At 71.1% G+C, this 11445-nt stretch carries 9 protein-coding genes and 1 pseudogene; 4 read left to right on the top strand and 6 right to left on the bottom strand.

The annotated features are described in order from the left end of the window. Window positions 1-3: 3 nt before the first annotated feature. The 3 genes from CDO52_RS06850 to ychF form a co-directional block, all read right to left on the bottom strand. Window positions 4-330: a hypothetical protein gene (locus CDO52_RS06850; RefSeq protein ID WP_017619863.1), complete on the bottom strand. Its 327-nt coding sequence runs from the start codon at window positions 328-330 to the stop codon at window positions 4-6. 104 nt (window positions 331-434) lie between these two features. Next, the gene (locus CDO52_RS06845; protein WP_017619864.1) at window positions 435-1403 is read right to left on the bottom strand and encodes a conjugal transfer protein; all 969 of its coding nucleotides are present in this window, start codon (window positions 1401-1403) and stop codon (window positions 435-437) included. A 509-nt stretch (window positions 1404-1912) separates the two neighbouring features. Further along, window positions 1913-3007 (bottom strand): redox-regulated ATPase YchF, encoded by a 1095-nt coding sequence (ychF, locus tag CDO52_RS06840; protein ID WP_017619865.1) that lies wholly within the window; start codon window positions 3005-3007, stop codon window positions 1913-1915. Window positions 3008-3369: 362 nt separating this feature from the next. Between ychF and CDO52_RS06835 the strand changes: the two genes are divergently transcribed. Further along, window positions 3370-4275, top strand: coding sequence for an FkbM family methyltransferase (locus CDO52_RS06835; protein ID WP_094932270.1), 906 nt, complete (start codon window positions 3370-3372; stop codon window positions 4273-4275). Here the strand turns inward: CDO52_RS06835 and CDO52_RS06830 are convergent. Next, window positions 4259-6796, bottom strand: a complete 2538-nt coding sequence (locus CDO52_RS06830) for a beta-glucosidase family protein (RefSeq protein ID WP_094932269.1) — start codon at window positions 6794-6796, stop codon at window positions 4259-4261. The two genes, CDO52_RS06835 and CDO52_RS06830, sit on opposite strands and share 17 nt — an antisense overlap. A 250-nt stretch (window positions 6797-7046) precedes the next feature. Here CDO52_RS06830 and CDO52_RS06825 point away from each other — a divergent pair, with 250 nt between their 5' ends. Genes CDO52_RS06825 through CDO52_RS06815 form a run of 3 tightly spaced genes read left to right on the top strand, consistent with a single transcriptional unit; the run spans window position 7047 to window position 9746 of the window. Continuing rightward, window positions 7047-7658 (top strand): TetR/AcrR family transcriptional regulator, encoded by a 612-nt coding sequence (locus CDO52_RS06825; RefSeq protein WP_017619869.1) that lies wholly within the window; start codon window positions 7047-7049, stop codon window positions 7656-7658. A gap of 14 nt (window positions 7659-7672) precedes the next feature. Then, the gene (locus CDO52_RS06820) at window positions 7673-9040 is read left to right on the top strand and encodes a DNA recombination protein RmuC (protein ID WP_017619870.1); all 1368 of its coding nucleotides are present in this window, start codon (window positions 7673-7675) and stop codon (window positions 9038-9040) included. 31 nt (window positions 9041-9071) lie between these two features. After that, a complete protein-coding gene (locus CDO52_RS06815; protein ID WP_051060836.1) occupies window positions 9072-9746 on the top strand; it encodes a DUF6542 domain-containing protein in 675 nt (224 codons plus the stop codon). Window positions 9747-9849: 103 nt separating this feature from the next. On the opposite strand, the gene CDO52_RS06810 is transcribed toward CDO52_RS06815, so the two are convergent. Together CDO52_RS06810 and xseA are read right to left on the bottom strand one after the other, a co-directional pair. Then, the gene (locus tag CDO52_RS06810; protein WP_017619872.1) at window positions 9850-10176 is read right to left on the bottom strand and encodes an exodeoxyribonuclease VII small subunit; all 327 of its coding nucleotides are present in this window, start codon (window positions 10174-10176) and stop codon (window positions 9850-9852) included. After that, a pseudogene (xseA, locus tag CDO52_RS06805) lies at window positions 10157-11423 on the bottom strand (exodeoxyribonuclease VII large subunit). The gene CDO52_RS06810 and the pseudogene xseA overlap by 20 nt, the downstream one beginning before the upstream one ends. Window positions 11424-11445: the final 22 nt, after the last annotated feature.

Below are 11445 nucleotides of genomic sequence, written 5' to 3'. Positions count from 1 at the left end.
CTCCTACTCGGTCGAAACGCCCATTGCGCGCGCGATGGCCACGGCGGTGACCTCGATGATGCCCGGCACGTAGAACACGATTCCGATGAAGATCGCCAGAATGATGAACTGCGCGAACCGGGTGATCTCCCTGGTGAACAGGAAGAAGATGGCCACCACCGACACGATCACCAGGAACAGGGGTCCGAAGAAGCCGCGGAGGAAATCGGCCAGCCCGGACGTGTTCGGGGCATCTGTACTGGTCGCGAGGACGAGCGGTCCCGCGAGGTCATATGTGTTGCGCACTAGGTCCGTAGACGCGTAGGCGAGATTGTCCACGAGGGGGAGCATCTTAGCCGCCATCCTCCCGTACCTCATGTCTGAACTGCATTTTTGTTCACGACTCCTTGGTCACTGCCCTGCTCGACCGATATTGTCCGCTGATAGCCGTCCGGTTACCTGCCGAACGACCCCGGCGCTCCCTGGACATCCAGGACCTTCCAGTCGTCGCCGTCCTTGATCACGGACAATCGGTAACTCTGGGTGAGTTCCGCGGGGTCATCCCCTTTCTCACCCGCGAGCCGCCACTTCACCGTGGCCGTCGCCTGTCGTACATCATCATTGCCGTTCGCGGTCTTCGCCGGAACTACCAGTTCTTCCAATCCGGCGAATTTCAGACTGCCCGCAGGCAACTGGGCCACGTGGGCGCCGTCCGCCAGGTAGCTGGGCAGGTGTTCGGGGGTCTCGGCGTAGGCCTCGAAGAAGCGCTTGAGGCGGGGTTCCAGCTCGTCGCGGGTGCCGGAGTCGTTCTCGACGCCCTTGGGGGCGGGCAGCTCGGCCTTGGCCGGTGCCGCGAGGAGGGCGGGGCGGCCGGAGACGACGAGGGAGGCGCCGTTGTCGGCGGCGTAGACGGGGACGTCGAGGCGCATCGGGTCGCCGTTGATGTCGGCGCTGAGGGTGACGACGGCGTTGTTGTCGTCCTGCGGGTCGACGCCGACCACCTGGATGTCGCGACCGGTGAGTTCGGCGCCGGAGAGGTTGAGCTCGGCGACCTTGCCGTCGGGTACGAACGCGGCGAGCTCCTCGGCGCGCTCGGTCCCCTTGCCCTTCTTGGCGTTCAGGTAGGTCTCGGCGAACCGCAGCGCGAAGGCGGAGGCCGCGCTCTCGGGGAAGTCCGGTTCGTCGCTCTCGGCCGTGGGCTCGGCGGAGGGCTCGGCGAGGCTGTCGCGGATGGGCATCCACAGGCCGTTGAAGATGACCACGATGATGAAGGCCCACAGGACGGCCCGCCCCACCCAGACCCACCATCGACCACCGGATCCGGCGCGCGGGCCGCGCCCCGGGACCTGGGCGCCGTCGTAGTCGTCGGCCGCCACGGTGTCGTCAGGCGCGCCACCGCGTCGCGCGGTCGACCTGCCAGCCATCACGCCTCCCCATCCCAAACCGGGTCCACAGCACCCACCGACGGCAAACCGACGGCAAAGTGATCCACGCCCTGTTTACCCCATACCTATGGTGAGGCATTGTTCCGGATCCCCGCTGACAATCCACGTTGGTGTTTCGTCCCCGGCCCTGTGTCCTACCCCGGTTGAGATCGAACCAATGACGCGCAAGCGGGCGAAACCGAGCCAATCGACGGAATCAGTCGAGGTCATCGGTGCAATTGCGGGACCGAGAGAAAGGAAGAAGTCCCTGGTCGGATAGGTATTCGTGACGATTAGTGACCTTCGACTGCCCGGTCATGGGCCCTACGTCCCGTATTGCGCGGGCGCGAGCCGAAAGTGGCGAAGCCGACACCCGGGAATCGGGATCCGGACGTGCCGGTGAGCGGGCGGTGCCTGGGGCGATACCCGGTGCCCGCCCTGGCCCGGCATGCGAACGCCCGCCCGTGGCGGCACGGGCGGGCGGTGGTCGGTCAATGCCGGGTGGGCGGTCAGACGTTGAAGCGGAACTCCACGACGTCGCCGTCGGCCATCACGTAGTCCTTGCCCTCCATGCGGACCTTGCCCTTGGACTTGGCCGCCTGCATGGAGCCGGCCTCGACGAGGTCGTCGAAGGAGACGACCTCGGCCTTGATGAAGCCGCGCTGGAAGTCGGTGTGGATGACACCGGCGGCCTCGGGAGCGGTCGCGCCCTTCTTGATGGTCCAGGCGCGGGCCTCCTTCGGCCCGGCGGTGAGGTAAGTCTGCAGGCCGAGGGTGTCGAAGCCGACCCGGGCCAGCCAGGCCAGGCCGGACTCCTGCTGCCCCATCTCGGCGAGCATCTCGGCGGCCTCGTCATCGTCAAGCTCGGCGAGCTCGGACTCGATCTTGGCGTCCAGGAAGATCGCCTCGGCCGGGGCGACCAGCTCGGCGAGCTTGGCGCGCAGGTCCTGGTCGGCCAGTTCATCGGAGTCGAGGTTGAACACGTAGATGAACGGCTTTGTCGTCATCAGGTTGAGCTCGCGGATGACCGACAGGTCGATCCCGGCGGCCGGGCCGCCGCTGAACAGGCGCTCCCCCTTGTTCAGGACCTCCTGCGCGGCCCTGGCGGTCTCCAGCGCGAGCTGGGCGTCCTTGTCCTTGGCGTTGCGCTTGGCGTCCTTCTCCAGCCGCGGCAGCGCCTTCTCCAGCGTCTGCAGGTCGGCGAGGACCAGCTCGGTGTCGATGGTGGAGATGTCGCGGGCGGCGTCGATGGCGCCGTCGACGTGGGTCACGTCAGGGTCGTTGAACTCCCGGATGACCTGGCAGATCGCGTCGGCCTCGCGGATGTTGGCGAGGAACTGGTTGCCCAGCCCCTCCCCCTCCGAGGCCCCGCGGACGATGCCGGCGATGTCGACGAAGTCGACGGTCGCCGGGAGGACCTTGGCGGAGGAGAACATCTCGGCCAGCTTGTCCAGGCGCGGGTCGGGCACCCCCACGACACCGACGTTGGGCTCGATGGTGGCGAACGGGTAGTTCGCCGCCAGAGCTTCGTTCTTGGTTAGCGCGTTGAACAGCGTGGACTTACCGACGTTCGGCAGGCCGACGATCCCAATTGACAGACTCACGACTCCTGAGTCTATGCGCGCCGCGCCCCTGGACCGTCCTCGGATATCGGCCGAGGGGTCGGTGGCGTTTCGGTGACACGCGGGCCTCGGTTAGGGCAAATGACCTGCGGCCGCGAGGATTCTCGGAGTACGTTCGTGTTTCAACCAGCCGACACGAGGAACGGGGAGCCTCGTGGCGTGGACGCGACCGTGCGCCGACGGCCGGAACAGGGGGCATACGCGGCCTCCAGTGGCCATAACCGCCGTCTCGGCAGGGACCTAACGGGGTGTTCCCGCGCGGCTCATATCGCCATACAGGTCACAGTGGGGGGATATCAGTGCTACCTGGTCAGGTGCGAGCTTTTGTCCGCCGACATCCGGCGGTGCGCCACGCCACACGACAGATCCGGATCCATCTGCCGCAGAGTCTCGGGGGACTCGACCCGGCCCGGTTGCCGCCGAAGACGCGCACGTTCGAGCTTCAGCTGCCCCGCCGGGAGGGCGGCCCCCGGATCGGTCCGGAAACGTTGCTGATCGAGGCGCCGGGCGACTCCTGGATTCCCCGCTGCCTGCACCTGTCCGGCCTGGCCGGGTACGAGCCGGAGACCCTGTCGTGCTATCTCGCCGTGCTGGAGCACGCCCGGCCGGGTTCGGTGCTCGACGTCGGGGCGAACATGGGGCTGTACGCGTCGCTCGCGGCGGCCCGCACCCGGCGCCGCGTCTACGCGTTCGAGCCCACGCCCGACACGGCCGCCACCGCGCGGATGGTGGCCGCCGCCAACGGCCTGGGGGTAGAGGTCGTGGAGCTGGCCGCAAGCAACCACAGCGGCACCGGACATCTGCACCTGTCGATGACCAGCGACGCGTCGAACTCGCTGGTGCCGGGGTTCCGCCCGGCGCTGGGCCGGATCGAGGTCGAGGTGGACACGCTCGCCCACTGGCGGGAGCGCGCCGGGACCGCGCCCGCCGTGATCAAGATCGACACCGAGGGCAGCGAGCCGGACGTCATCTCCGGCGGCCTGGAGATCCTGCGCCGGTTCCGCCCGTTCGTCTTCTGCGCGGTCCTGCCGGAGCAGGGGATCTGGGAGCGGCTCATGGCGCTGCTGGAGCCGGTTGACTACCACTGGTACCCCCTGGCCGGAGGGCCGCCCCACACCCCGCGGTCGACCATCGGCGGCGTCGATCCGGAGGCCGAGCAGAGCATGTGGATGTTCGCCCCCGCGCCGGTGCCCGACCGGGTGTGGCGGACCGCGGTCGAGTGGAACGCGGCGATCAGCGCGTGTCGGTGACTCCCGCGCCGCGCACCCGGTGCATGGTGACCGCCGAGGACACCGGGAACGGAGCGGTGCGTCGGATGTCGGCGCTGGACCGCCCGACCTGGAACTCGTAGCCACCGGCGTCGAGCCGCCAGCCGTGGGCCGCGGCATCCCAGGACTCGGCGGCACGGCGGGGGACCGTGAGCACGGCCTCGGCGGGCTCCCCTGGTCCGGCCGCGACGGTGGCGAAGGCCGCCAGGCGGCGGGCCGGGCGATCGGCGCCGGGGTGGTCGGCGGCCAGGTAGAGCTGGACGACCTCGCGCCCGGCACGCTCCCCGGTGTTGGTCAGGCGTACCCGCACGGTCGCGAGGGCGTCGGCGGTGTCGGGCTCCGCGATGTCCACGGCGTCGTAGCTCCAGGTGGTGTAGCCGAGCCCGTGGCCGAAGGGGAAGGCGGGGGTCCGCCCCGCGCGCTCCCAGGCGCGGTAGCCGATGAACAGGCCTTCGGTGTAGCGCAGCACGCCGTCGGTGGGCCGGACGTCAAGCACCGGGGCGTCGTCCTCGTCGCGCGGCCAGGTGGTGGGCAGCCGCCCGCCGGGTTCGCGCGCGCCGAGCAGCACGTCGGCGAGCGCGGCGCCGAGCTCCTGGCCGCCGAACCAGGTGAGCAGGACGGCGGCGACGTCGTCGCGCCACGGCAGGACCACGGGGGCTCCGGCGTTGACCACGGCCACGGTCCGGTCGTTGGCGGCGGCCACGCGGGCGACGAGGTCGTCCTGGCGGCCGGGGAGGGCGAGGGACGTGCGGTCGAATCCCTCGGACTCCACGGCCTCGGTGGTCGCGGCGACGACGATGGCGACGTCGGCGTCCGCGGCGACCCGCACCGCCTCCTCGATGAGCTCATCGTCGCCCGGGCGCGGTTCGACGTGGGTCAGGGCGAAGCCCACGAACACCGCGCCGGCTATGGCGTTGAACGGTCCGCGCGCGGTGAGCGCCACGTCGACGGGCTGCCCGGCGGTGAGGTGGAGGGTGTGGGCGCTGCTCGGAGGCGACAGGATCGCGGCTCCCGGGTCGGCTCCGTCGAGTTCCTGCGTGCCGTCGAGGAGCACGGTGCCGTCGAGGGTGAGCGTGAATTCTCCGACTCCGGAGACACCGAGGGTGTGCGTGCCGGTGGCCGCCGGGACGAGGGTGCCGGTGACCTCGATGGCGGCCAGGTGGTCCGGGGTGACCCCGGCGGGGAACTCCCCCATCCAGCGCGCGGTGCCGTCGGGCAGGGGCTCGGTGGCGAGCACGGCGCCGTCGGCGCCGCGGAAGGTCGCGGTGAGCGGCCCGCGGATCGGGGGCGGGCCGATGCGGGGGTCGGCGCCGATTGCGTGGACGAGTTCGACGCCGCCGGGCAGCGCGGCGCGCAGCCCCTCCAGTGGGGAGACCGTGTGCTCGGCGAAGACGGTGGCGCTGCCGCCGCCGCTGGTCCGGGCCTCGTCGGCGGCGAGCCCGATGAGCGCCACCCGGCGGACGGCGGCCGGGTCGATGGGCAGCGCGGCGTGCTCGTTGCGCAGCAGGGTGAAGGAACGGGCGGCGACCTCGCGGGCGAGGGCGCGGCCATCAAAGGCAGTGGGCAGTTCGGCAGGCGCGACCACCGGGTCGGCGCCGTCCAGCAGGCCGACGCGGGCGGCCAGCCGCAGCACGCGGCGGGCCATCGCGTCCACGGCCGCCTCGGGCACGTGCCCGTCGCGGACGGCCGCGACGAGGTGGTCGCCGTAGACGGTCGCGGGGCCGGGCATGGCGACGTCGAGTCCGGCGCGGGCGGCGCGCACGGTGTCGCGGGCGGCGAACCAGTCGGAGACGAGGATCCCGTCGAACCCCCATTCGTCGCGCAGCACCGCCGTGAGGTCGGCGTGCTCGGTCATGGTGGCGCCGTTGACGCTGTTGTAGGCCGCCATGACGCCCCAGGGGCGCGCGCGTTTCACGATGGCCTCGAACGGGGCGAGGTAGACCTCGCGCAGGGTGCGCTCGTCGATCCGGTTGTCGACGGTGTAGCGGTCGGTCTCGGCGTCGTTGGCGACGAAGTGCTTGACGGTCGCGCCGACGCCGCCGTCCTGCACGCCATGGACGTAGGCGGTGCCGATCTCGGCGGTGAGGTGGGGGTCCTCGGAGAAGCACTCGAAGTGCCGTCCGCCGCGCGGGCTGCGCTGCATGTTGACGGTGGGGGCGAGGAGCACGTGCGCGCCCTTGCGCCGCGCTTCCTGGGCGAGGAGCCGCCCGGCGGTGCGGACCAGGGCCGGGTCCCAGGTGGCGGCGAGGGCGGTGGGGCTGGGCAGCTGCACGGATGGGTCGTCAGGGGTCCAGTGTTCGCCGCGTACGCCCACGGGACCGTCGGACATGACCAGCCGCCCGAGCCCGATCGCGGGATTGGGCGCGATCGCCCACATGCCCGCTCCGGACAGCAGCCCGACCTTGTCCGGGAGAATGAGCGCGGCGAGGGCCGCGTCGACGCGGCGTTCCCTCTGCTCCCCCGCGTCGTCGGCGGGGCGGACGGTGGTGGGCTGAGGGCACATGGCGCTCCCGAGGCTCTGCCATGGATTGGCTTTCGGTGGCCGCAGAGCGCGCCGGGAGGCGACGCCCTGGCTCCCTTTGCGAAACCTAGCAAGCGTTCGCTCAGATTTCCAGGCTCACCTGCGCGGCGTGGGACCAGGCGGAACGCGGAAACGACTCCCATTCCGGTCACTGTCGGCGTATACCCGATAACTCTGTTGTTCGAAACCGCCCTGTAACGTCGGCTGCGGCCATCTCGAAGTTGGAGGCACGATGAGTGAGACCGTCGTACGACGGCGTCGCGGTCAAGGCAGCGCCCGAAGAAACGAGATCCTCGCTGCGGCGATCGAGGAGTTCGCCGCTGGTGGATACAAGGGCACGTCCCTGGCCACCGTCGCCGAGCGCGTCGGACTGACCCAGCAGGGGCTGCTGCACTACTTCCCGAGTAAGGAGGCCCTGCTCGTCGCGGTGCTCGAAAAGCGCGACGAGATGGACGCGGCGATGGGCGACAGCCCCCGCGACCTGGCCGATTTCGCTGAGGTCGTCACCCGCAACACCGACCGGCGCGAACTCGTCCAGCTCCACACGGTGCTCAGCGCGGAGGGCGTGACCGAGCACCACCCGGCGCACAACTACTTCCACTCCCGTTACATGGGACTCCGTGACCGCACCACGGAACAGCTGCGCGAGCGCCACGGCGACACCCTGCCCAGTGGCCTCGCCCCCGAAGACGCCGCCGCGCTGGTCATCGCGGCGATGGACGGCCTACGGCTGCAGTGGCTCTATGACCCGGACTCGGTCCAGATGCCCGGCCTGATCAAAATGTTGGCCGACGTCCTGACCTCTCCCGCGCGTGGCGGAAACCCCGGCGCCGCCGAGGATTGAGAACATAGGCCGCTATGGACGGCCTGAGTGTGATTCTGGTGTTGTTGGTAGGTGTCGCGATCGGCGTTGCGGTGGGGTGGTTGCTCGCCCGCGACCGCACCGCCGATTCGCGGGCCCGTGCGCGGGCGGCCGAGGAACGGGCCGCCTACATCGAGGAGCAGCTCGGCGACCGCTTCCGCGCGCTGTCCGCGCAGGCCCTGGACGCCACCAACCAGCGCTTCCTGGAACTGGCCGAGGGGCGGATGCGCGCCGTCGGCCTGGAGGCCGGCCAGGACATGGAGCAGCGGCGCCAGGCCGTGGAGCAGCTCGTCGCGCCGCTGAAGGAGACGCTGTCCCGGGTCGAGGGGCAGCTGCGGGAGGTCGACGCGGGGCGCCGCGCGGCGCACGCCGAGCTCGCCAAGCAGGTCGACTACGTGCGCGAGGGGTCGGAGCGGCTACGCGACCAGACCCAGTCCCTGGTCACCGCGCTGCGCCGCCCCGAGGCGCGCGGACGGTGGGGTGAGCTGCAGCTGCGCCGGGTCGCCGAGCTGGCCGGGATGAACGCCTACTGCGACTTCTCCGAGCAGGCGACCGCCGACACCGACAACGGCGTGCGGCGCCCGGACATGGTGGTACGGCTGGCCGGCGGCAAGAACATCGTGGTGGACTCCAAGGTCTCCCTGGCCGCGTACCTGGAGGCGGTGGAGACCGACGACGAGGATGTCCGGGCCGAACGCCTGCGGGCGCACGCGCGGCACCTGCGGACGCACGTCGACCAGCTGGCGTCGAAGTCGTACTGGAGCGCGTTCAGTCCGGCGCCGGAGTTCGTGGTGCTGTTCATCCCGGGCGAGGCGTTCCTGGCCCCCGCTCTGGAACACGACGCGGCGCTGCTGGAGTACGCGATGGGGCGCAGGGTGCACATCGCGACGCCGACGACGCTGATCTCGCTGCTGCGCACCGCGCAGTACGCCTGGCAGCAGGAGGCGCTGAGCGAGAACGCCCGCGCCGTGTTCGAGCTGGGAAAGCAGTTGCACGCGCGGCTGTCGACACTCGGCGGGCATGTGGACGGCCTGGGCCGCCAGCTCTCGCGCACGGTCGCCGCCTACAACCAGACCGTGGGCTCGCTGGAGAGCCGGGTGCTGGTGACGGCGCGCCGGTTCGGCGAGCTGGGACTGGTGGACGGCGAGCTTGACCGCCCCGCGGGAGTGGAGGAGCAGGCCCGGCCGCTGACCGCACCGGAGCTGACCGAGGAGGCGGAGGAGGCCGAGACGGCGGGGGCGCTCGGGGCGGGCGACGGGCACGGGACCGATCCGCGGGTCGAGTTGTTCGGGGAGCCGTTCCAGGAAGATGGAGACACGGCACCCCAAGAGGAATCCAACTCCTCACCGCAAGTGACACAATAATTACTATGAGTTACACAGGGAGCGTACGGCGATGGTAACGCGCAATACGGAGACTCCGGAGGAGCCTCGGCCTCCGTTCTTCGTCGAGGAGCCGTCCCGCCGCCACCGCTCGCCCCACCGGGAATCCCCGAGCAGCGCCGGTCCCACCACGGCCACGCGGGCACCCAGAGCGAGGGCCGGTGTCGCCGAAGCGCCGCCGGAGCGACGGAGACCCGACGGAGGTGCGTCGAGGGCCCGGCCCCGGCCCGCGCCCCACAGCGGCGCGGGGATCCGCCTCACCGGACGCGGCGGCATCCTCGCCATCGTGCTCATCACCTTCGGGGGCGCCATGATCGCCCCGCTCGCGGAGATGCCGAGCATCAGCGGCGGAGCGTTCGTGGCCTCGTGCCTCGTCGCCGCCCTGCTGGTTCGCCCCACCGACCTGCTGTCCCTCTCGGTCAGCCCGCCGCTGGCCTACTTCACGGCCGCCCTGAGCGCCGAGATGATCATGACCCTGGGCGAGAACGGCTTCGCCCGCGGCGTCGCGATCGGCATCGGCACCCGCCTCGCCAACATCGCCCCCTGGCTGTTCCTGGGGACGGCCCTCGTGCTGCTCATCACGCTCTTCCGCGGCCTCCCCGCCAACGTCCGCGACCTCGGCGACGAGCTCAACGGCCGCAAGGAGCGCGCCGCGCGTCGCGCCGAGCGGAACTCGCACGCGGAGTAGCCCCCCGCCCCGATTCGCCTACTTCCCCGTTGATCTCGGCGATATCGACCGAATAATGGCCGATATTACGTCGATATCCCCGAGATCAACGGGGAAGCGGGGCTTAGAAGGGGGCGTCCTGACCGTTCTGCCCGTTGCTCTCGGTCTCCGGAGCGCTCTCCTCCAACGCGACGGCGAGCTTGGCGCGGGCGCCTTCCAGCCACTGCTCGCAGGTCTTGGCGAGCTGCTCACCGCGCTCCCACAGGGCCAGTGACTCCTTGAGGGTGAGTCCGCCGGACTCCAGGCGCCGCACGACGTTGTCGAGCTCCTCGCGGGCCTCCTCGTAGCTCAGCTCCGGCTCGGCGGCCTCCGTCGAGGCGGCCGAAGCGTTGGCGTCAGTGGCGGTGTCGGCGTTGGCGTCCGCACTGTTGTCATTGGTCGTCTTGGCCATGGGGTCCCCCTCGGTCGTCGGTGGTCTCAAGGTCGTCGGCCTGCGCGCGGCCGTCGGCCGTGGCGGTCAGGCTGTCCTCGGCGAAGCGCAGGCGCAGCGTCTCCCCTGTCTCGACCTCGGCGGCCGAGCGGACGACGGCGCCGTCGGACTTCTGCACGATCGCGAAGCCGCGGGCCAGGGTCGTCGCCGGGGACAGCGCGTGCAGCCGCGCTCTGGTGTGGGCGAGGTCGTCGGACGCGCGGTCGAGGGAGATCGTGACGCAGCGTCGGGCACGGTCGCGCAGGCCGGTGATCTGCTCGGTCAGCCGGTCCATCTCGCGCAGCGGGCTGGCCAGCACCGGGCGCGAGCGCATCGAGGCCAGCCAGGCCTCCTCGCGGGCGATCCCGCCCTGGATGACTCGGCGGCCCCGGTCGCGCAGCTGGTGGATGAGGCGCAGCTGCTCCCCCACGTCGGGCACGACCTTCTTGGCGGCGTCGGTGGGCGTGGAGGCGCGCAGGTCGGCGACGAAGTCGAGCAGCGGAGTGTCCTGTTCGTGCCCGATCGCGCTGACGACCGGGGTGCGGGTGGCGGCGACCGCGCGCACCAGCGCCTCGTCGGAGAACGGGAGGAGGTCCTCCAGGGAGCCGCCGCCGCGGGCGATGATGACGACCTCGATGTCGGGGTGCGCGTCGAGCTCCTTGAGCGCGTCGAGCACCTCGCCGACGGCCCGGTCGCCCTGCACCGCGACCTCGCGCACCTCGAACCGGACGGCGGGCCAGCGGCGTCGGCCGTTCTCCAGCACGTCGCGCTCGGCGGCGGAGTCGCGCCCGCAGATCACCCCCACGGCCCGGGAGGAACGGCAGCGGGCGCTTGCGCGCCTCGGAGAACAGCCCCTCGGCGGTCAGGGTCGTGCGCAGCTGCTCCAGGCGGGCCAGCAGCTCCCCCAGGCCCACGTGCCGGATCTCCAGGGCGAGCAGAGAGAACGTGCCGCGGGCGACATAGAAGTCGGGCTTGGCGTGGATGACGACGCGCGCCCCGGCCTGCGGGGCCGGAGCCGCGGCCTCCAGCACGCGCACCGGGCACACGACGCGCGCCGAGACGTTGGCGACGGGGTCGCGCAGGGTGATGAACACCGTGCCGCCGCGCCGGTTCAGCTCGGCGATCTGGCCCTCGACCCAGATACGGCCCAGGCGCCCGATCCAGCCGCCGATGGCCTGCATGACGACCCGGACCGGCTGCGGTGACTCCGGGGAGCTCTCCATACCCATGGCCCTGAGCGTAGAGGAGTGC

The sequence above is a fragment of the Nocardiopsis gilva YIM 90087 genome (assembly GCF_002263495.1).
GTDB classification, from domain to species: Bacteria; Actinomycetota; Actinomycetes; order Streptosporangiales; family Streptosporangiaceae; genus Nocardiopsis_C; species Nocardiopsis_C gilva.
This window is presented reverse-complemented; position numbering and strand designations above follow the sequence as displayed.